Here is a 21,476-nt window from a genome sequence, read left to right on the forward strand (position 1 = left end):
GGAGAGGGGTTCCAGGATGAGCAGCGCGTCGGTGTCGCCGCACGGCTTCGTGGCCGGGCGGGGGCGCGGCTACCGTCCCGAGCAGGTGGACAGATACGCCGAGGCCGTCTCCCAGAATCGTGACGCGGCCTGGGAGCGGGCCGCCCGGCTGACGGTGCTGGCCCGGCAGATGGACGCGGAGCTGGCGCTGCTGCGGGAGACCGTGGCGGGACTCGCCCCGCAGGACTACGAGTCTCTCGGCGAGGGGGCGCGGCGGCTCTTCGCGCTGGCCCAGGAGGAGGCCGCGGCTGTTCGGGACAGGGCGCGGGAGGAGGCGCGGCGCCTTGTGGAGGAGGCGCGGGTTTCCGCGGCCGAACGGTGCGAGTCCGCGCAGGCGCAGGCCGACGCCGTATGCGCCGAGGCTGACGAACGGGCCCGGCAGCGGCTGCTCGTGGCGAGTGCGGAGGCCGAGGAGATCCGGGTCTCGGTCCGGTGCGGGGCGAAGGAACAGCGGGGTGAGGCGCTGGCCGCGCTGCGGGAGATGCGGCAGCGCTCCTCCGGGATGCTCGCCGAGCGGGACAAGGAGCGTGCCGAGCGGTGGGCGGAGGTGGAGCGGGAGGAGACGGAGCGGGCGGAGGCGCTGGACGCGCGGCACGCGGAGGCGGTGGCGTGTGCCGAGCGGGCCTTGTCCGAGGCGGAGCAGGCCTTGGCCGACGCCGAGGAATCGGCCCGGGTCCGGCAGGACGAGGCGCAGGAGCGTGCCGCGGAGCTGGTCGCCCAGGCCCGGGAACACGCGGACCGCGTCGAGGAGGAGACGGAGCGGCTGCTGCGCGCGCACGAGGAACAGGGAGAGGACGTGCGGGCCCACATCGACCGCGTGCACGCCAGCCTGGCGGCGTGGGCGGGGCCGACGGCACCGGCGGGGCCGGCGGGAGAGTGACACCGGCCTGCGTGCGGGCAGAGTGACACCGGCCTGTGTGCGGGCAGAGTGACACCGGCCTGTGTGCGGGCAGAGTGACACCGGCCTGTGTGCGGGCACGGTCACGGGTGGGGCGCGGGTGGTCGCGGGTGGGTGACGACGACCCGGCCGCCGCTCGTGCGCGAGGCGGCCGGGGCGTCGTACCCGTGCCGTTCCGGTCAGCGGTTCCTTCGTACCGCGCCGGCGAGGATCCAGCCCTCCACCGCCTCGTACTGGTGGCGTTGCTCCTCCGACTTGCGGCGCCCGGAGGCCATCGTGCCCAGCCAGCCGCAGGCGAAGCCCAGGGGTATGGAGAGCAGGCCCGTGGTGGTGAACGGGAACCAGTTGAAGTCGGCGTCGGGGAAGGCCGAGACGGGCGAGCCGGAGACCAGGTTGGTGCCCGGCATCAGCAGCAGGACGGCCAGGGAGCCGCCGATGAGGGTGCTGAGCAGGCCCGTCCGGGTGTAGCGGCGCCAGAAGAGGCTGTAGACCAGCGCGGGCGCGATGGCCGAGGCGCCCAGGCAGAAGGACAGCGTCACCAGGGGCTGCAGGCTGCGGTGCTGGACGAGCGTGGCCAGCAGGATCGCCGGGATGCCCACCGCCAGCGCCGAGAGCCGGGCCAGTGTCATCTCGCGGCGCGGTGACATCTCCTGCACCCGGGCCGCGAACACGTCGTGGGCGAGGGAGTTGGCACAGGCGAGGATCATGCCGGCGACGGAGGCGAGCAGGGTGAGGAAGACGGCCGTGGTGACGGTCGTGAACAGGAACGTCTCCGCCGTCGACACCTCCGCGCCGAACGCCGCCTGCGAACCCAGCAGATAGGCCGTGTTGCCCTGCGGGTCGACCTGCGCGATCGCCGCCCGCCCGACCAGCGCCGTCGCGCCGAAGCCGATGACCGTGATGACGAGCACGAACAGGGCCACGCCCGACACCGCCCAGGACATCGAACGCCGCACCTGCCGGGCACTGGAGGCGGTGTACATGCGCATGGTGACGTGCGGCAGCACGCCACCGCCGAGGACCACCGTCAGATGCGCGGTGATCATGTCCAGGCCCGGGCTCGGCCCACCCGCGAACTGCAGGCCGGACGAGAGGAACGCCGAGCCCACGCCGCTGTTGTCGGCGGCCGCGCCGAACAGGGCCCCCGGGTCCCAGTCGAACCGGTCCAGGATCAGCAGCGCGACCACCATGCCCGAACCGAGCAGCATCACGATCTTCAGGATCTGGATGAGGGCGGTGCCCTTCATGCCGCCGATCGCCGCGTAACTGATCATCAGCGCGCCCACGCCGATGATGCAGCCCGTCTGCATCGACTCGCCGGAGAAGCCGAGGATGAACGCCATCAGCTGCCCGGTCCCCGCCAGCTGCACCAGCATCAGCGGCACCAGCGCCGCCAGCGTCACGGCGCAGGCCGCGATCCGCACGCCGCGTCCCGGCATACGGCGGGTCAGCGCGTCGCCCATGGTGAAGCGGCCCGCGTTGCGCAGCGGTTCGGCCAGCAGGAACATCAGCAGCATCAGCGACAGGGCCGTGCTCAGGGCCAGTACGGTGCCGTCGTAGCCGAACAGGGCGATCACGCCGCCGGTGCCGAGGACGGTCGCGGCGGAGATGTAGTCGCCGGCGATCGCGAGGCCATTGCGCATGGGGGACAGGGAGCTGTACCCGGTGTAGAACTCGTCGAGGTCGTCCCGGTCCGGGCCTGTCATCACGCACAGCAGCAGGGTGATCGTGGCCACCGATGTGAAGCCCACCAGGGACATCGCCTGGGCGTTGCCGCTGAACTCGCTGATCACCGTGCACTCTCCCGCTTGGCGTCCAGCTCGGCCTGCTTGCGTATCCGGTCCGCGATCGGGTCGACGCGACGCCGTGCCGTCTGCTCGTACAGGGCGATGGCCAGCCATGTCACGGGGACCTGGATGAGCGCGAGCAGCAGGCCGGTGGGCAGGCCGTCGGTGACGGTGCTCGTCATGAACGACGGTGCGGACGCCGACAGGATGAGGAACAGGGTGAAGTAGCCGAGCGCCGTGAGCGTGGCCACGCGCCGCTGCCAGCGGTAGGCGCTGCGCAGGACCCGCAGGTCGCTGTGGTGCCCGAGCGCGGCGTGGCGTTGGGGGCGCCGCTCCGGCGGTTCGGGCTGCTGCTGCGGCTGCCAGGGGTAGGTGTCGTAGGAGGGCGAGGAATCGGGTGGGGGATAGGGGTAGGACGGCGGCGGGTCGAAAGACATCCCGGGGCTCCTTGCGAGGGTTGGATCCGGTGCGGCGGGCCGCAGGGAGGTGGGGGGCGGGCGGCCACGCACGTTACTTCGGAGTACCGGGGCTGCGCGAGGGTTTGGCCAAACTGATTGGTCGGTATGCGCTTACCTTTTTGACCTTGGGTGTTACCTCCGTTAACTCAGGTTTTCGAGTGCCCTTGACGGGCTACCGGAGATGGATCAGCGCCACGGACGCCGGCACCTCGCAGTGATCGTCGAGTGTCGCGCCGAACGCCAGTCGCCGGTCGGTCCGGCGCGGAACCGAACTCTCCGCGCGGACCGTGAAGTCGACCCCGGTCCGCCCTCCGGCCGGGACGCGTATGCGGGTCGTCTCCCTGCCCTGTTCCGCCCGCACGGTCCACCCGTCGCCCACCGGCTGTGCCGCGACCGTCACCTGGCGTGCGGTGTCGCCGAAGTTGTAGACGTCGAGGGTCATCCGCGTACGGCGGCCGAGGCGGTAGCCGTGCGGCGGCGGTGCGTCCCCGTCGTCCTTGCCGGGGGCGGCGTCGCGGGCGGAGAAGCGCTGGGCGAGGACGATGTGTTCGGCGGGGGAGAGGCGGGTCCTCGGGCGGGTGGTGGGCGGCGGTGGAGTGGTCGGGTTCGCGGGGGTGACGACATACAAGGGGTCGCGTGAGGCGGTCACCGGCCGGCCGGTGGGGAGGCGGCGGCCCACCATGTCGTAGGCCGTCCCCCTCAGGTATCGGTCCACGCGCACGGGCCGCTCGGCCCACACCACCGTGACCCGCTCGCCGCGCCCGCTGTCGAAGGCGAAGCCCCGCACTCCGTCCGGCAGCCGGGGCGCGGGGCCGGTGAAGTGCGCGGCGCCGAGCAGTGACGTGAGGGCCGCGAACGCGCTGTAGGCGGGCAGGGGCCGGAAGTCGCGGTCGAGCAGGCCGAAGTAGACGCCGTCGTCGTGCAGCGGCGGGCCGGCGAACCAGAACTGCCGGTCGTTCCCCGCCGCCAGACCCTCCACCATCGAGCGCACCACGTACCGGGCCTGCGCCATCTCCTGCCCGGGCGTCAGGTCCTCGCCCGGCCGTGCCTTCTGGAACGCGCCGCACTCCGTCATCCACAGCGGTACGTCAGCCTGGTGCCGGCGCGCCAGCTCGTGCTGTTCGTCCGCGGCGCCCGGGAAGCTCGGTTCGCCCGGTTCGGTGGGGTCCGGGTAGCCGTGGAAGGCCCATACGTCGGCGTACCGCACCACCTCGTTGGCGAGCATCAGGTCCTGGAAGGGGCCGGTCTGCGCGATGCCCGGCAGGACGACCAGGCAGGGTTCGGGCGACGCGTCCTTGATGCCGAGCGCGGCGGCCTTCACGAACGCGGCGTGGGCGTCGCCGGTGCTGCGGGTGGTGTCGACGTCGGGTTCGTTCGACAACTGGAGGGCCTCGGGGGCGGCGGCGGCCAGACGGCGGGCGTAGCGGTAGGCGTGCCTGAGGTCCGCCGGGAGCGGCAGCGAGGCATCGGTCATGGCCCACTCGGGGGCGGGGGAGAGTACGTCGAGGACGGCCAGGCCGTGGGCGCGCAGGGTGCGGGTGCGGCGGTCGTGCTGTGCCGTGTCGTAGCCGCCGGGCGCCGGTTCGGCCGCGGGCCAGGACTGGCCGTCCCGTACCCAGCCGGCTCCCATGTCCCGCAGGGCGGCGGCGAAGTCCGCGAGCCGGGACGGCGGGACGAGGGAGGACGCCCAGACGTTCACGCCGAAGCGGCTGGTGGGGCCGGTGACGGCGGGCCGGGCCGGCAGCCGTGCGAACCGGCCCGTCATGCCGTCCGCCCTCACGGCGTAGTGTCCCGGCGGCAGATCGGGGAGCGTGACCGTCGCGCTCTCGTCACCGGCGGCGATGGTGGCCTGGCCGGTGGCGACTTGGCGGCCGTGGTGGTCGCTGACCGCATAGCGCACGCGGTGCGCGTGCGTGGCGTGCCCGTCGAGGGTCAGGCGCAGCCGGGCCGGTTCACCCACACGGTGCCGGGGGACCGACAGCTCGCGCAGGGCCGGGTGCCCCTCGAGGCGGCGCAGGGTGAAGCGGTCCAGGGTCAGGACGTACGCGGTCGTGTCGTCGACGACGGTCGGTTCGCTGACGCGGAAGGTGAGCGTGTCGGTTCCGCCCCGCAGTTCGACCACGCCCAGGTCCAGGACGGACAGGTCGCCCCAGGCCTGCGGCGACTCGTACCAGTGCGGTTGCGAGCGGGCGATCTCGGTGAACGGGCCGTTGTTCACGGACAGGTGAGGGTAGGAGGCGACGGCCTCCGTGTGCGGCGTCTCGACCGGTGCCGTGGCCACGGCTGTCAGCGTGTACACCCCGGCCCGCGGGACGTGCACGGTGTACGTCGCGTACCAGCCGGTCCCGGCCGGGGGCTCCTCGGCCGTCCATAACCCCAGATATCGCCCGCCGGAGGCCCTGCGGTCCCGGCGGACGGGGATGTTCGTCCGCGCCGCGGTCTCGCCCTGCACCGTCACTGTCACCGTCGTGGGGGTGGCCGCCGAGGCGGCGCCGCCGCCTGCCGAGGCGGTGGCCCCGCTCGCCGCCGCCACCGCTCCGAGTCCCGCCGCCATCGCCGTGCGCCTGTTGAAGTCCATGCCACCAGCAGACACGCACCGCCCACCGCGGCGCGTCACCCGCAAGAGTGCCCCGCCCCGGAAACGGGTCGGGGTCCCGCCCTAGGGGTTCCCGGGGGTGCCGTCGAGGTGCCGGAGTACGTAGCGGACTCCCGGGCGGCCGCCGACGGTTGCCTCCTCCACCCGCGTGAATCCGATGCGGGCCAGGACCCTCATGGAGGCCGGGTTGTCCAGCGTCGTCCTCGCGGTGAGGGACGCCAGCTGGTAGTCGGTGACGGCCAGGCGGCACACCTGAGCGACGGCCGCCGTCGCCACGCCCCGGCCCGCCGCCCGTTCGCCGATGCGGTAGCCGAGTTCGGCGCTGCCGTCCGCCACGTCGATCAGGTTCACCCGGCCTATCAGGTTCCCCTCCTCATCGAGGACGACATGGAAGCGGCACACGCGCGCGTGCTGCTCCGCGAGAAGCGACCGGTGGCGTTCGGCGAACCCCGCCGGAGTGAAGAAGACGTCCCCGCGGTCCGGCACCGTACGGGCGAAGTACGCGCGGTTCTCCCGCTCGAAGGCCAGCAGCGCGTCCGCGTGATCGGCCCGGAGCGGTTCCAAGGTCAGCATGGGCGGGAGGATACGGACGCTCAGTCCTTGAGCACCGGGAATTTCCTGGGCGCGAAGAACAGCAGCACCAGGAACGCCAGCGCCGCCGCACACGAGGCGCCCAGGTAGACCGCGTGCACCGCGTCCGCGATCGCCCGCCGGGTCGCCTCCGGAGCGCTCCCCGAGTCCAGTGCCCGGGTCACCGAGTCGAGGTCGCTCGCCCCACCGAGCCTCGCGGCCAGCACCCCGTTGGCGACCGCGCCGAAGAGTGCCGCGCCGATCGTCTGGCCGGTCTGGCGGCAGAACAGCACGGACGCGGTCGTCGTACCGCGCTCCGCCCAGCCCACCGTCGACTGCACCCCGACGATGAGCGGCAACTGGAACAGGCCCAGCGCGGCGCCGAGCAGCAGCATCAGGAGCGTCGGCTGCCAGGCCTGCCCCGGGTAGGGGAGGAAGGGGAACGCGAACAGGATCAGCGCGGCGGCGCCGATGCCCAGCATCGCGGTGTTGCGGAAGCCGATCCTGCGGTACACGTGCTGGCTCAGGGCCGCCGATATGGGCCAGCTCAACGTCCATACGGAGAGCACGAATCCGGCGGCCACGGGCGCCAGGCCCAGCACGCCCTGGGCGTAGGTGGGCAGGAACACCGTCGGTGCCACCATCAGCAGGCCCAGCGCGCCCAGGGCCAGATTGACCGCGGCGATCGTGCGGCGCCGCCACACCCAGCCGGGGATGATCGGCTCCGCCGCGCGCCGCTCCACCAGCACCACCACCGCGACCAGGGCGAGTCCCGTACCGAACAGGGCGAGCGAGGGCGCCGACAGCCACGGCCACGCCACTCCGCCCTGCACCAGGGCCGCGAGCAGGACACCGCCGCAGGCGAACACCGCGAGCGCACCTGCCCAGTCCACGCGCGCGTGCGCACGGGTTTCCCGCTCGGGCTCGTGCAGATGACGCACGATCAGCCACAACGCGACCGCGCCGATCGGCAGGTTGACCAGGAAGATCCACCGCCAGTCCGCGTACGCGGCGAGCACTCCGCCGAGCCCCGGCCCGGCGACCGCGGACACCGCCCACACCGTGGAGAGCTTCGACTGGATCTTGGGGCGGTCCTTCAGCGGGTACAGGTCGGCCGCGAGCGTCTGCACCGTGCCCTGGAGCGCGCCGCCGCCCAGGCCCTGCACGACGCGGAAGGCGATCAGCGCCTCCATGTTCCACGCCAGCGCGCACAGCAGGGAGCCGAGCAGGAAGACCACCGAGCCCACGACGAGGACCGGTTTGCGGCCGAAGGTGTCGGAGAGCTTGCCGTAGACGGGCAGGGTGACGGTCACGGCCAGCAGATAGCCGGAGAACAGCCAGGAGAAGACGGAGAATCCGCCGAGATCCCCGACGATCTGCGGCACGGCGGTCGAGACGATGGTGGAGTCGAGCGCCGCCAGCGCCATCGAGAGCATCAGCGCGGCGACGACGGCCCCGCGCCGGCCGGTCGTCGCGGGAGGCGCTGCCTCACGTGCCGCGGAACTGGTGCTTCCCACCCCGGGTGCCTCCCCCTCGCGCCTGCCTGCCCCTTGCACCTACCTGCCGCCCGACAGCTTCGCACTTGACCCTGACGTGGCGGGAGGGTGGAGCCTGAATGGGCCGTGGGGTGGAGCCGACCCTGAGAACGACTCCACCCTTCGGCGGACTGCCCCTAGGGGTACCTCCGTACTACGACCTGGGGAGGGTTCGTACCGGCGGAGGACGAGACGCGCGGGGGTCCGTCCTTAACCTGGCTTTACGCCGTCGGGGGGCGGTGTTCCACACCGGCGGGGTGGGGTTTTCCACAGGAGGAAGACGGCGCTCAACACCAGGGCGCTGGACCCCTCCCCACCGAAAGACTTGAGACACATCACCTTCTACTGATCGACATTGCTGACCGACATAGGAGACATACCGTGACATCGGCTGTAACCATTCCCAGGCACGGGGGCACTGGCGGGCGTACGGCCGTTGCCGCGAGGGCGCGGCAGGTCGTGAAGGCGTACGGATCCGGTGAGACCCGGGTCGTCGCCCTCGACCACGTCGACGTGGACATCGCACGCGGCCAGTTCACCGCGATCATGGGCCCCTCGGGGTCCGGCAAGTCCACGCTCATGCACTGCCTCGCCGGGCTCGACACCGTCACCGACGGGCAGATCTACCTCGACGACACCGAGATCACCGGTCTGAAGGACAAGAAGCTCACGCAACTGCGCCGGGACCGGATCGGGTTCATCTTCCAGGCGTTCAACCTGCTGCCGACGCTCAACGCGATAGAGAACATCACGCTGCCCATGGACATCGCCGGCCGCAAGCCGGACAAGGAGTGGCTCGGGCGGGTCGTGGAGACCGTCGGGCTCTCGGACCGTCTCAAGCACCGGCCCACCCAGTTGTCCGGCGGCCAGCAGCAGCGCGTCGCCGTGGCACGGGCGCTGGCGGCCCGGCCCGAGATCATCTTCGGGGACGAGCCGACCGGAAACCTCGACTCGCGCGCCGGCGCCGAGGTGCTCGGCTTCCTGCGCCGCTCCGTCGACGAGCTGGGCCAGACCATCGTGATGGTCACCCACGACCCCGTCGCCGCCAGTTACGCGGACCGCGTGCTGTACCTCGCCGACGGCCGGATCGTCGACGAGATGTACAAGCCGACGGCGGACGCCGTCCTCGACCGCATGAAGGACTTCGACGCCCGGGGGCGCACGTCATGACCGTCATGAAGACCTCGATGCGCAACTTCCTCGCGCACAAGGGCCGCATGGCGCTCTCCGCGATCGCCGTCCTGCTGTCGGTGGCCTTCGTCTGCGGGACGCTCGTCTTCACGGACACCATGTCCACCACGTTCGACAAGCTCTTCGCGGCCACCTCCTCGGATGTGACGGTGAGCCCCAAGGGTGCCTCCGACAGCGGTGAGACGACCGCCGACAACGGCAAGCCGCCGGTCATGCCCGCCTCCGTGCTCGCCGAGGTCCGCAAGGCCGACGGCGTGAAGTCCGCCGAGGGCGCGGTGTTCTCCACCTCGGTGACCGTCGTCGACGCCGACAAGAAGAACCTGTCGCCCTCCAGCGGCGCCCCGACCATCGTCGGCGGCTGGAACAGCAACGAAGCCCGCACCATGAAGGTCACCTCCGGCGCGGCACCCGAGAGCGCCGGCCAGATCATGGTCGACGCCGACACCGCCGACAAGCACGGCCTGAAGCTCGGTGACCCGATCGGCGTGATCAGCGCGATGGGCACCCACACCGCGAAGATCTCCGGCATCGCCGACTTCACCGTCACCAACCCCGGTGCCGCGATCTTCTACGTCGACACCAAGACCGCCCAGCAGGCCCTGATCGGCGAGAGCGGCGTCTACACCAACGTCAACGTCACCGCCGCCGCCGGCGTCAGCGACGCGCAGCTCAAGAAGAACGTGGCGAGCGCGCTCGGCGCCGACTTCCAGGTGAAGACCGCCAAGGAGACCGCCGACGCCAACCAGAAGGACGTCGCGGGCTTCATGAACGTCATGAAGTACGCGATGCTCGGCTTCGCCGGGATCGCCTTCCTCGTCGGCATCTTCCTGATCATCAACACCTTCTCCATGCTGGTCGCCCAGCGCACCAGGGAGATCGGCCTGATGCGGGCGATCGGCTCCTCCCGCAAGCAGGTCAACCGCTCCGTGCTGGCCGAGGCGCTGCTGCTCGGTCTCGTCGGCTCGGTGCTCGGCGTGGCGGCGGGCGTCGGCCTCGCGATCGGCCTGATGAAGCTCATGGGCCAGATGGGCATGGAACTGTCCACCGACGACCTGACGGTGGCCTGGACGACCCCGGTGGTCGGCCTGGTCCTCGGCGTGATCGTCACCGTCCTGGCCGCCTACCTGCCCGCCCGGCGCGCCGGCAAGATCTCCCCGATGGCCGCGCTGCGCGACGCCGGCGCCCCCGCGGACGCCAAGGCCGGCTGGATCCGCGCCGCGATCGGCACCGTCCTCACCGGCGGCGGCGCCGCCGGCTTGTATCTGGCCACGGCGGCCGACCAGGCCAAGGAGGGCTCGCTGTGGCTCGGCCTCGGCGTGGTGCTGTCGCTGATCGGCTTCGTCGTCATCGGCCCGCTGCTCGCCGGCGGTGTGGTGCGGGTCCTCGGCGCCGTCCTGCTGCGCATGTTCGGCCCCGTGGGCCGCATGGCCGAGCGCAACGCCCTGCGCAACCCGCGCCGCACCGGCGCGACGGGCGCCGCGCTGATGATCGGCCTCGCCCTGGTGGCGTGCCTGTCCGTGGTCGGCTCCTCCATGGTGGCGTCCGCCACCGACCAGCTCGACAAGACCGTCGGTACGGACTTCATCATCCAGTCCGACAGCGGCCAGCTGATCACCTCGCAGGCGGTCAAGGCCGCGCAGTCCGCCTCGGACGTGGAACGGGTCACCGAGTACAAGTGGACCAAGGCCGACTTCACCACCCCCGACGGCAAGACGCTCAAGGACACGGCGATCACGGCCGCCGACCCCTCGTACGCGACCGACCTGCGCACCGAGACGGTCGCCGGCAAGCTCCCCGACGCCTACAAGCCCGACTCGATGTCCGTCCACGAGAAGTTCGCCAAGGACCACGGCATCAGCCTCGGCTCCAAGATCTCCGTGGCCTTCAAGGACGGCCGGACGGCCGACCTGACGGTCCGGACGATCACCAGCAGTGACGTCGTGATCGACGCGGGCGCGATGTACACGTCCATCTCGACGATGGCCAAGTACGTCCCGGCCGACAAGATGCCGCTGGACACGCTGCTCTTCGTCACCGCCAAGGACGGGCAGCAGGACGCCGCCTACACCTCCCTGAAGTCGGCCCTGCACGACTACCCGCAGTACACCGTGCGCGACCAGACCGACTACAAGGAAGCCCTGAAGGACCAGATCGGCCAGCTCCTCAACATGATCTACGGCCTGCTGGCCCTGGCGATCATCGTCGCCATCCTGGGTGTCGTGAACACCCTGGCGCTGTCGGTGGTGGAGCGCACCAGGGAGATCGGCCTGATGCGGGCGATCGGCCTGTCCCGCCGCCAGCTGCGCCGCATGATCCGCATGGAGTCCGTCGTCATCGCCCTCTTCGGCGCCCTCCTGGGCCTCGGCCTCGGCATGGGCTGGGGCGCCACCGCGCAGCAGCTGCTCGCGCTGGAGGGTCTGATGGTCCTGGAGATCCCCTGGCCGACGATCATCGGTGTCTTCGTCAGTTCGGCGTTCGTGGGCCTGTTCGCGGCACTGATCCCGGCGTTCCGGGCGGGCCGGATGAACGTCCTGAACGCGATCGCGACGGAGTAGCGGGAACAGTCGTCACCGAGAACCACCGCACACGGGGGTTGCGGGGGACCGGCGCCGGGAAGTCCATGACTTCCCGGCGCCGAGTGCTGTGCCGACCCGGGAGGCCGACCCAGGAGGCCGGCCCGGGCCAGGGCACCGACGCCGCGCACCTCACACCCGGAGCGGCGTTATCCACAGCCCCCGGCGTCCAGCCGCGCGGCGTCGTAGGCTGGAGACCCCCGGCCCGCTGTGCGCGTCGGGCCCGTCGTGTTGTCCACCCTGGACGGAAAAAGCCCGAATGAGCCGGACGGAAAAGCCCGAATGAGCCTGCATGGTCTGCTCGACGCCGTAGTCACAGACGCCGCCCTCGCGGAAGCGGTCGGCGCGGCCGCGGACGGCAACCGCATGCACGTCGACCTGGTCGGCCCCCCGGCCGCCCGCCCCTTCGCGGTCGCCGCCCTGGCCCGGGACACGGGCCGCCCGGTGCTGGCCGTGACGGCGACGGGCCGCGAGGCCGAGGACCTGGCCGCGGCCCTGCGCTCGCTCCTCCCGCCGGCGGGCGTGGTGGAGTACCCCTCCTGGGAGACCCTCCCGCACGAGCGGCTCAGCCCCCGCAGCGACACCGTCGGCCGTCGTCTGGCCGTGCTGCGCCGCCTGGCCCACCCCCGCCCCGACGACCCCGAGACCGGCCCCGTCTCCGTCGTCGTGGCGCCCGTACGTTCCGTGCTCCAGCCGCAGGTCAAGGGCCTCGGCGACCTGGAGCCGGTCTCCCTGAAGCCGGGGCAGACCGTCGACCTCGGGGAGATCGTCGAGGCCCTCGCGGCCGCCGCGTACGCGCGCGTGGAGCTGGTGGAGAAGCGCGGCGAGTTCGCCGTGCGGGGCGGCATCCTCGATGTGTTCCCGCCCACCGAGGAACACCCCCTGCGCATCGAGTTCTGGGGCGACGACGTAGAGGAGATCCGCTACTTCAAGGTCGCCGACCAGCGCTCCCTCGAAGTCGCCGAGCACGGCCTGTGGGCGCCGCCGTGCCGCGAACTGCTGCTCACCGAGGACGTCCGCGCGCGTGCGCGTGCCCTGGCCGAACAGCACCCCGAGCTCGGTGAACTGCTCGGCAAGATCGCCGAGGGGATCGCGGTCGAGGGCATGGAGTCCCTCGCTCCGGTCCTCGTCGACGACATGGAGCTGCTGCTCGACGTGCTGCCCAAGGGCGCCATGGCCGTCGTGTGCGATCCGGAGCGGGTCCGCACGCGCGCGTCGGACCTGGTGGCCACCTCGCAGGAGTTCCTGCAGGCCTCCTGGGCGGCCACCGCCGGCGGCGGCGAGGCACCCATCGACGTTGGCGCGGCCTCCCTGTGGTCCATCGCGGACGTCCGGGACCGCGCCCGCGAGCTGGACATGATGTGGTGGTCGGTGTCGCCGTTCGCCGCGGACGAAGAGCTCGACTCAGACACCCTCAAGCTGGGGATGCACGCCCCGGAGACCTACCGCGGGGACACCGCCAAGGCCCTCGCCGACACCAAGGGCTGGCTCGCCGACGGCTGGCGCACGGTGTTCGTCACCGAGGGACACGGCCCGGCGGCCCGTACGGTCGAGGTGCTGGGCGGCGAGGGCATCGCGGCCCGCCTCGACTCCGACCTCGCGGAGATCTCCCCGTCGCTGGTGCACGTGGCGTGCGGCTCGATCGAGCACGGCTTCGTCGACACGGCCCTCGGACTCGCGGTGCTCACCGAGACCGACCTGACCGGCCAGAGGGCCGCGGGCCGCGACGGTGCCCGGATGCCGGCCCGCCGCCGCAAGACCATCGACCCGCTCACCCTGGAGCCGGGCGACTACATCGTCCACGAGCAGCACGGCGTGGGCCGCTACATCGAGATGGTGCAGCGCACCGTGCAGGGCGCGACCCGCGAGTACCTGGTCGTCGAGTACGCGCCCGCCAAGCGCGGCCAGCCCGGCGACCGCCTCTACATCCCCACCGACCAGCTGGAGCAGATCACCAAGTACGTCGGCGGCGAGGCCCCCACCCTGCACCGCCTGGGCGGCGCCGACTGGACGAAGACGAAGGCCCGCGCGAAGAAGGCCGTCAAGGAGATCGCAGCCGACCTCATCAAGCTGTACAGCGCGCGCATGGCGGCCCCGGGACACGCCTTCGGGACGGACACCCCCTGGCAGCGCGAGCTGGAGGACGCCTTCCCCTACGCGGAGACGCCCGACCAGCTCACCACCATCGCCGAGGTCAAGGACGACATGGAGAAGACGGTCCCGATGGACCGGCTGATCTGCGGCGACGTCGGCTACGGCAAGACCGAGATCGCGGTCCGGGCCGCCTTCAAGGCCGTCCAGGACGGCAAGCAGGTGGCCGTCCTGGTGCCCACGACCCTGCTGGTCCAGCAGCACTTCGGGACGTTCAGCGAGCGGTACGCGCAGTTCCCGGTCAGCGTGAAAGCACTCTCCCGCTTCCAGACCGACACCGAGGCCAAGGCGGTCCTGGAGGGCCTGCGCGAGGGCTCGGTGGACATCGTCATCGGCACGCACCGGCTGTTCTCGTCGGAGACGAAGTTCAAGGACCTGGGCCTGGTCATCGTCGACGAGGAGCAGCGCTTCGGCGTGGAGCACAAGGAGCAGCTGAAGAAGCTCCGGGCGAACGTCGACGTCCTGACGATGTCCGCGACCCCGATCCCCAGGACCCTGGAGATGGCGGTCACGGGCATCCGGGAGATGTCGACGATCACCACCCCGCCCGAGGAGCGGCACCCGGTGCTGACCTTCGTGGGCCCCTACGAGGAGCGGCAGATCGGCGCCGCCATCCGCCGTGAACTGCTGCGCGAGGGCCAGGTCTTCTACATCCACAACCGGGTCGAGTCGATCGACCGGGCCGCGGCCCGGCTGCGCGAGATCGTCCCCGAGGCGCGTATCGCCACCGCCCACGGCCAGATGTCGGAGGGGGCGCTGGAGCAGGTCGTCGTCGACTTCTGGGAGAAGAAGTTCGACGTGCTCGTCTCCACGACCATCGTCGAGTCCGGCATCGACATCTCCAACGCGAACACGCTCATCGTGGAGCGCGGCGACAACTTCGGGCTCTCGCAGCTGCACCAGCTGCGCGGCCGGGTGGGCCGAGGCCGCGAGCGCGGGTACGCGTACTTCCTCTACCCGCCGGAGAAGCCGCTGACCGAGACCGCGCACGAGCGGCTCGCGACCATCGCGCAGCACACGGAGATGGGCGCGGGCATGTACGTGGCGATGAAGGACCTGGAGATCCGCGGCGCGGGCAACCTCCTCGGCGGCGAGCAGTCCGGGCACATCGCGGGCGTCGGCTTCGACCTGTACGTACGCATGGTGGGCGAGGCCGTCGCGGACTACCGGCGTCAGCTGGAGACCGGCGGGATCGAGGAGGAGCCGCCGCTCGAGGTCAAGATCGAGCTGCCCGTCGACGCGCACGTCCCGCACGACTACGCGCCGGGCGAGCGGCTCCGTCTCCAGGCGTACCGCGCCATCGCCTCCGCCAACACGGAGGAGGACGTCAAGGCCGTCCGCGAGGAACTCGTCGACCGCTACGGCAAGCTGCCCGAACCGGTGGAGAACCTGCTGCTCGTCTCCGGCCTGCGGATGCTCGCGCGCGCGTGCGGGGTCGGCGAGATCGTGCTCCAGGGCACCAACATCCGCTTCGCCCCCGTGGAGTTGCGCGAATCGCAGGAACTGCGGCTCAAGCGGCTCTACCCCGGGACGGTCATCAAGCCGTCGGTGCACCAGGTGCTGGTACCGCGCCCGAAGACCGCGAAGGTCGGCGGAAAGCCGCTGGTCGGACGGGAGTTGCTGGCGTGGGTCGGGGAGTTCCTTACGTCGGTGCTGGGGTCCTGATGCCCTGATGCCCTTGACGTCAGCCGGTGTCGGCACGTCGGAAGCCGCCCGCGGGAGGTGCGTAGGCGTCTCCCCGGACGGCCTCTGAAGGGAGGAGAGGCTCTATTGCTGGTCGGGCCGGTCGCGGTCCCGGTCCATGCCGAGCGAGCCTTCCACCCGCTGCTGCCCGGAGTCGACCTGGTCCTCGTACTTGCCGCCGGTCCTCTCGTTGGCCTTCTGTTCCGCGGTGTCCGAGCCTTGCTTGCCCTTGTGCCGCGCCTGGCTCTTGAGCTTGTCGAAGATGCCCATGCAGAACTCCTTCAGGAGGTGACTCAGAACCGACGATACGCGCGACATGAGAGGTATGCCCCTTTAGGTCCGATGTGGTCTGGACCTCTTCCTCGCTACCGTGGGGCCAGGCAGAGGCAAGCAGGGAGGGGCGCACGGTGACGCGTCTGAGGGGCGGGGCGGCACTGGCTGTCGCGATGGTGTTCGCCGGTTCGGGGCTGGTCGGCTGCGAGGGCCTGGCCCCGCCCGCGGACGGCGGCGGACCCTCCGGTTCCGGTGTCCCGGCCGACGGTGACGGACGGGGCGACGGCCGGGCGGTGAACCCGCTGGACAACCCGGACGGCACCAAGCCGGGGCTCGCGGCGATCACCTCCACCACGGACCGGGCGAAGGCACGCGCCTTGATCGAGAAGGTGGGGACGAAGGGGCGCGGCCCCAGGACGGGATACGAACGGGACAAGTTCGGCTACGCGTGGATGGACTCGGCGCCGCGCAACGTTCCCTTCTCGCACAACGGCTGTGACTCGCGGAACGATCTCTTGAAGCGCGACGGGGAAGACCTCCGTTTCCGCTCGGGCTCGGACTGCGTCGTCATGGCGCTGACGCTGAACGACCCGTACACCGGGAAGGTCATCGAGTGGACCAAGTCCCGCGCGATCGCGGTCCAGATCGACCACGTCATGCCGCTGTCGTACGACTGGCAGATGGGCGCCGCGCGCTGGACGAAGGACAAGCGGGAGTCCATCGCCAACGACCCGCTCAACCTCGTCCCGGTGGACGGCCCGACCAACAGCTCCAAGGGCGACTCCGGCCCGGCGTCCTGGCTGCCACCGAACAAGCGGATCCGCTGTTCCTACTCGGTGCGCTTCGCCCAGGTGTCGCTGAAGTACGACCTGCCCGTGACGGCGGCCGACAAGGAGATGATGCTGCGGCAGTGCGGGGGGTGAAGGGGCTAGCGTCGTTCGTCATGACGGCCGATTCGCTCGACGCCATGCGGACCGAACTCCGGGGCATGGCGGAGCCGGGGGTCAGAGTGCAGCAACTGCGGGTGCTCCGCCCCTCGGAGGACGACGAACTGCTCGGCGTGCGCGTGCCCGTGCTGCGCCGGCTGGCCCGTGCGCACCGGGACCTCGCGCTCGACGACGTGGAGGTGCTGCTGGACAGCCGCGTCCACGAGGAGCGGTTCGCCGGACTCCTCGTCCTCGCCGAGCGGATGCGGAGGGCGCGCGGGGCCGAGCGCGCGGTGCTGGTCGACTTCTATCTGGCGCACACCGGTCGCGTGGACAACTGGGACCTGGTGGACGCCTCCGCGCATGTCGTGCTCGGGCCCTGGCTGGTGGACGGACCGGCGGACGCCCCGGAGATCCTGGACCGGCTGGCCGCCTCGGCGTGGCTGTGGGACCGCAGGATCGCCGTGGTCGCGACGCTGGCGTTGATCCGCGAGGGACGTTTCGAGCCGACACTCCGCCTGGTGCGCGCCTTGTGCCGGGATCCGGAACCGCTGATCCACAAGGCGCTCGGCTGGATGCTGCGCGAGATCGGCCGCCGGGACGCGCCCCTGTTGGTGGCGTTCCTCGAACGCCACCAGACCGAACTGCCGCGCATCACGGTGCGCTGCGCGACCGAGCTGCTCCCGGCGGACGAGCGGGCGCGGTTCGTACGCACGCGATAGGGCGCACGCGACGGTGCGCACGCGAAACGGGCTGGTGGTCGCCGCACGCCGGGCCGGGTCGCCCCGGACGACGGACCGGGTCCCACCTGGTAATTCGATACCGGGTCCCCACCTGGTAATTCGATACCGGGTGTGCGCCCCCTCGCCTAGCGTGACCGCATGCAGCCGAAGATATCGAGCCTCGCCGACCGCCCGGACATGCTGGAGAGGGTGGCCGGAATGGCGGACAGCTGGCCGGAGTTCGTCATCCAGGACCTCGTGGGCGCCGCGCACTTCCCCCGGATCGCCGCCGAACTCCCGGAGTACGTCCTGTTCGCCGAGGACGAGCAGGGCGAGGTCGTGGCGAGCGCCTACAGCGTGCCCTTCGCTCTCGGCGCCGAGGGCCGCGGCGAACTGCCCTCAGGCGGCTGGGACACGGTCCTCGTATGGGCCTTCTCCGACCTGCGCAGGGGTGTCCGTCCCGACACCGTCAGCGCGATCTCGGTCTCCGTCGCCCCGCACGCACAGGGCCGCGGCCTGTCCGCGGTGATGCTCTCGGCCCTGCGCGACAACGCCCGGGCCCGCGGCTTCCGCGAGGTCGTCGCCCCGGTCCGCCCCAACGCCAAGCACCTGGAACCGCACACCCCGATCGAGGAGTACGCCCACCGCGTACGCCCCGACGGCCTGCCCCAGGACCCGTGGCTGCGCGTCCACGCCCGGGCCGGCGCCACCATCGACTCCGTGGCACCCACCTCCATGACGGTGGCCGCCTCACTGGTGCACTGGCGCCGCTGGACGGGACTGCCCTTCGACACCGAGGGCGACATCGAGCTGCCCGGCGGCCTGGTGCCGGTGCGCTGCGAGCCCGCGCGCGGCTACGCGGTGTACGTCGAGCCCAACGTGTGGATGCGGCACGCCCTGTAGACGCCGACCAGGAGGTGTGACGGCGCGAAGTGATCAGCACGACAACGGTTCGGTACAACCCGTGACGGGTTGTCCGTGTCGGGCTATACGCTCGGACTCCCATCCGGGCTCTGTCACTCGCACATCCGTCCCCATCGGCTACACCGGTCCAGGAGCAGTCATGTACGGCCACGGCGCGGCACCGCCTCCCCGCAGCGCGGCAACGGTCATCTCCCTGCGCGTGCTGATCGCCGCCGCCGGTTTCCTCACGTGCGGCGTGCTGGCCTGCGTACCCCTGTTCCGGGTGGCCGTCCTGCGCGGACGGGGCCTCCACTGGACACTGGCCTGGGTGAGTCTGCCCCTGTCCATCGCGTGCTTCGCGGTGATCGGCGTACTGCCGGAGGGCGACTACCGCAGCGACATCGCGCTGGCCCTGATGCTGCTGATCGGCCTGGGCGCCTCCATCTGGTTCCTGATCGTGGACATCGGCCACCACAGCGAGCCGCGGCAGTTCGCCGGCTACCCGTCGCCCCACGCGCAGACGGCGGCGCACCCCCCGTACGGCTACCCGCACCCCGCCGCGCCGCCCTACGCCCCGGCCTCCACGCCGATTCCGCAGCAGCCGCCGCACCACACACCCGTCACCGGCGACGCCCCGCCCCAGGGCCCCGTACCGCCGTCGCCGCAGCGCCCCGCCCCGGCCCGCATCGACCAGGTACGCGCCGAACTCGACGAACTCAGCGACTACCTGCGCCGGCACGAGGGCGAAGGCCACCGGGACGGCACCCCCGAGGGCGGCAGGTGAGCGCGGCGGCAGGACGTGTCGTCGCCGGCCGCTACGAGCTGTCCACGCTCCTCGGCCAGGGCGGCATGGGCCAGGTCTGGACGGGGTACGACCAGCGGCTCGACCGGCGCGTGGCGGTGAAGCTGCTGCGCCCCGACAAGGTGGCCGGGCAGGACGCGGAGGAACTGCGCCGCCGCTTCGTACGCGAGTGCCGGGTGACCGCGCAGGTCGACCACCCGGGCCTGGTCACGGTGCACGACGCGGGCAGTGAGGGCGAGGAACTGTTCCTCGTCATGCAGTACATCGACGGCGCCGACCTCGCCGGCCATCTCGCCGGGCGCGACCCGTACCCCTGGCAGTGGGCGGTGGCGGTCGCCGCGCAACTGTGCGCCGTGCTCAGCGCCGTGCACGCCGTGCCGATCGTCCACCGCGACCTCAAGCCGCGCAACGTGATGGTGAAGCAGGACGGCACGGTCACCGTCCTCGACCTGGGCATCGCCTCCGTCATGGACACGGACACCACCCGCCTCACCCACACCGGCACCCCCATAGGATCGCCCGCCTACATGGCCCCCGAGCAGGCGATGGGCGGCGCGGTCGGCCCGTACACCGACCTCTACGCACTCGGCGTCGTCCTGCACGAACTGCTCAGCGGCGACGTCCCCTTCTCCGGCTCCACCGCCCTCGGCGTACTGCACCGGCACCTCTACGAGCCCCCGCTGCCCGTGCGCCGGACCCGCCCCGAGGTCCCCGAGGCCCTGGAGGCCCTCGTCCTGCGCCTCCTCGCCAAGGACCCGCAGCACCGGCCCGCCTCCGCGCAGGAGGTGTACGAGCATCTGGAGCTGCTCCTGCCCGCGCGCGGGACGCCCACCGGAGCACCCCTCGACCCCACCCGCCCGTTCCTGCGCCCGCACGCCCCCTGGCCGGACCGAGCGCGCACCCCGGCGCCCCAGCCCGCGCCCGCCACGCCCGTCACCGAGACGCCGGGCAAGACGGACATCGCCCGCGCCGTCGACGAGGTCAAACGGCTCCTCGGCGAGGGCCGCATCACCCAGGCCGTCGACATCCTCGGCGCGACCCTGCCCGCCGCCGCCGAACAGCACGGCGAGCACTCCCCGGTCGTCCGCACCCTGCGCAAGCAGTACGCGGCCACGCTCCTGGACGACGGCCAGTACCGGCGTGCCCTGCCCGAGCTGCGCCGCCTCGCCGACGAACGCGCCGCCGAGGCCGGCCAGGCCGACCCGCAGTCCCTGCGCTTCCGCTACGAGGCCGCCCAGTGCCTGGAACAGCTGGGCGAACCGGCCGCCGCGCTCGCCGAGTACCGGGCGGTGCTGCCCTACTACGAGAACCAGTACGTCGCCGCCGGCGGCCCCGAACTCGCGCACGACGTCCGCCGCCGCATCGGCCATCTCCTGCTCGCCCTCGGCGACCGCGGCGCCGCCCACGACACCCTGGCCCGGCTGCTGCACGACGTGGAGCGCACCCACGGCCCCGGCCACCCGCTGGGCGCGGAGATCCGCCGGACACTGCAGTGGCTGGGGCAGGTCCGCGGCTGAGCCCGGCCCGGGGGCGGCGCGGCGGTGCCGGAAGTCCTGGTGAATCGTTGGTCGAATGGGTTGGCCAGAGCCCGCTCACTGCCTAACATCGATCAACGCAAGACCTTGTGCACCGTCGCACAATCTCCTCAGGAGGTTTCCTTGCACCGCCGCCGTCGCACCGCGCTCGTCCTCACCGCCGCGATCGCCGCCGCGGCGCCCCTCCTCACCGCCTGCGGGAACGACGCGCATCCCGGCGCCGCGGCCGTGGTCGGCGGGCAGCGGATCACCGTCTCCCAGCTGGAGGAGCGGGTCGGCGAGGTACGCGCGGCCCAGCGGGCGGCCGTGCCGAACGACGCCCAGTACCAGCAGGCCATCGCCCGGACCGGCACCCTCACCCGCGACACCCTGCACACCATGGTCCTCGACCGGGTACTGCACCGCGCCGCCGAGAACGCCGGGGTGACCGTCACCCGCAAGGAGATCCAGGAGATGCGGTCCGGCCTGGAGGAGCAGGCCGGCGGCGCCAAGGCGCTGGAGACGACCTGGCTCCAGCAGTACGGCATCCCGCCGGAGCGCCTGGAAGACAACCTCCGCCTCCAGCTCGAGGCCCAGAAGCTCGCCGAGAAACTCAACACCGACACCAGCCGTCCCGAGTTCTGGAAGGCCCTGTCAGAGGCTTCCGAGGACCTGGACGTCGATCTCAACCCGCGGTACGGCGCCTGGGACGTCCAGAAGAGCAGCCGTGCCGACGCCAAGACGCCGTGGGTGCGGGACGTGACGGCGGCCCAGCCGCAGCAGGGCATGTAGGCCGCCCCTCCGCGGGGCCTGTGGACAACTCGGGCGCCGTGGGACCCGGGGCCTGTGGATAAC

16 protein-coding genes are annotated in these 21,476 nt (G+C 71.7%); 10 read left to right on the forward strand and 6 right to left on the reverse strand.

Going from position 1 to position 21,476, the window contains the following annotated elements; translation table 11 throughout:
* Nucleotides 1–16 precede the first annotated feature (16 nt).
* A complete protein-coding gene (locus tag ACZ6I3_RS22835; protein WP_469416884.1) occupies nucleotides 17–919 on the forward strand; it encodes a cellulose-binding protein in 903 nt (300 codons plus the stop codon).
* Nucleotides 920–1,116: 197 nt separating this feature from the next.
* On the opposite strand, the gene ACZ6I3_RS22840 is transcribed toward ACZ6I3_RS22835, so the two are convergent.
* From ACZ6I3_RS22840 to ACZ6I3_RS22860, 5 genes are all read right to left on the reverse strand, one after another.
* Nucleotides 1,117–2,730, reverse strand: coding sequence for a sodium/solute symporter (locus ACZ6I3_RS22840; protein ID WP_469416886.1), 1,614 nt, complete (start codon nucleotides 2,728–2,730; stop codon nucleotides 1,117–1,119).
* Nucleotides 2,727–3,161, reverse strand: coding sequence for a DUF485 domain-containing protein (locus ACZ6I3_RS22845; protein ID WP_469416887.1), 435 nt, complete (start codon nucleotides 3,159–3,161; stop codon nucleotides 2,727–2,729). The genes ACZ6I3_RS22840 and ACZ6I3_RS22845 overlap by 4 nt, the downstream gene beginning before the upstream one ends.
* Before the next feature lie 193 nt (nucleotides 3,162–3,354).
* Nucleotides 3,355–5,760, reverse strand: coding sequence for a hypothetical protein (locus ACZ6I3_RS22850; protein WP_469416889.1), 2,406 nt, complete (start codon nucleotides 5,758–5,760; stop codon nucleotides 3,355–3,357).
* Nucleotides 5,761–5,841: 81 nt separating this feature from the next.
* Entirely contained in the window at nucleotides 5,842–6,351 is a 510-nt protein-coding gene (locus tag ACZ6I3_RS22855; protein WP_469416891.1) for a GNAT family N-acetyltransferase, read from the reverse strand.
* Between the two features lie 20 nt (nucleotides 6,352–6,371).
* A complete protein-coding gene (locus ACZ6I3_RS22860) occupies nucleotides 6,372–7,865 on the reverse strand; it encodes an MFS transporter (RefSeq protein ID WP_469416892.1) in 1,494 nt (497 codons plus the stop codon).
* A gap of 399 nt (nucleotides 7,866–8,264) precedes the next feature.
* Here ACZ6I3_RS22860 and ACZ6I3_RS22865 point away from each other — a divergent pair, with 399 nt between their 5' ends.
* From ACZ6I3_RS22865 to mfd, 3 genes are all read left to right on the forward strand, one after another.
* Nucleotides 8,265–9,053, forward strand: a complete 789-nt coding sequence (locus ACZ6I3_RS22865) for an ABC transporter ATP-binding protein (protein WP_469416894.1) — start codon at nucleotides 8,265–8,267, stop codon at nucleotides 9,051–9,053.
* Nucleotides 9,050–11,629 carry an ABC transporter permease gene (locus ACZ6I3_RS22870; protein ID WP_469416895.1) on the forward strand — a complete coding sequence of 860 codons (2,580 nt, stop codon included), beginning with the start codon at nucleotides 9,050–9,052 and terminating at the stop codon, nucleotides 11,627–11,629. Before ACZ6I3_RS22865 ends, ACZ6I3_RS22870 begins: the two co-directional genes overlap by 4 nt.
* Before the next feature lie 300 nt (nucleotides 11,630–11,929).
* Nucleotides 11,930–15,463, forward strand: coding sequence for a transcription-repair coupling factor (gene mfd, locus ACZ6I3_RS22875; protein WP_469416897.1), 3,534 nt, complete (start codon nucleotides 11,930–11,932; stop codon nucleotides 15,461–15,463).
* Nucleotides 15,464–15,565: 102 nt separating this feature from the next.
* Here mfd and ACZ6I3_RS22880 read toward each other — a convergent pair whose 3' ends face one another.
* Complete coding sequence (locus ACZ6I3_RS22880; protein WP_469416899.1) at nucleotides 15,566–15,751, reverse strand: antitoxin; 186 nt, start codon at nucleotides 15,749–15,751, stop codon at nucleotides 15,566–15,568.
* Between the two features lie 137 nt (nucleotides 15,752–15,888).
* On the opposite strand from ACZ6I3_RS22880, the gene ACZ6I3_RS22885 reads away from it, so the two are divergent.
* The 6 genes from ACZ6I3_RS22885 (at nucleotide 15,889) to ACZ6I3_RS22910 (ending at nucleotide 21,413) form a co-directional block, all read left to right on the forward strand.
* The gene (locus tag ACZ6I3_RS22885) at nucleotides 15,889–16,677 is read left to right on the forward strand and encodes an HNH endonuclease family protein (RefSeq protein ID WP_469416901.1); all 789 of its coding nucleotides are present in this window, start codon (nucleotides 15,889–15,891) and stop codon (nucleotides 16,675–16,677) included.
* Nucleotides 16,678–16,697: 20 nt separating this feature from the next.
* A complete protein-coding gene (locus ACZ6I3_RS22890; protein ID WP_469416903.1) occupies nucleotides 16,698–17,402 on the forward strand; it encodes a DNA alkylation repair protein in 705 nt (234 codons plus the stop codon).
* Nucleotides 17,403–17,561: 159 nt separating this feature from the next.
* Nucleotides 17,562–18,305: a GNAT family N-acetyltransferase gene (locus ACZ6I3_RS22895; protein WP_469416904.1), complete on the forward strand. Its 744-nt coding sequence runs from the start codon at nucleotides 17,562–17,564 to the stop codon at nucleotides 18,303–18,305.
* 160 nt (nucleotides 18,306–18,465) lie between these two features.
* On the forward strand, nucleotides 18,466–19,089 hold the full coding sequence (locus tag ACZ6I3_RS22900; RefSeq protein ID WP_469416906.1) for a hypothetical protein: 624 nt from the start codon (nucleotides 18,466–18,468) through the stop codon (nucleotides 19,087–19,089).
* Between the two features lie 38 nt (nucleotides 19,090–19,127).
* Nucleotides 19,128–20,624: a protein kinase domain-containing protein gene (locus ACZ6I3_RS22905; RefSeq protein ID WP_469417024.1), complete on the forward strand. Its 1,497-nt coding sequence runs from the start codon at nucleotides 19,128–19,130 to the stop codon at nucleotides 20,622–20,624.
* Between the two features lie 141 nt (nucleotides 20,625–20,765).
* Nucleotides 20,766–21,413 carry a SurA N-terminal domain-containing protein gene (locus tag ACZ6I3_RS22910; RefSeq protein ID WP_469416908.1) on the forward strand — a complete coding sequence of 216 codons (648 nt, stop codon included), beginning with the start codon at nucleotides 20,766–20,768 and terminating at the stop codon, nucleotides 21,411–21,413.
* Nucleotides 21,414–21,476: the final 63 nt, after the last annotated feature.

It is taken from the genome of Streptomyces sp. NPDC041940 (genome assembly GCF_055589465.1).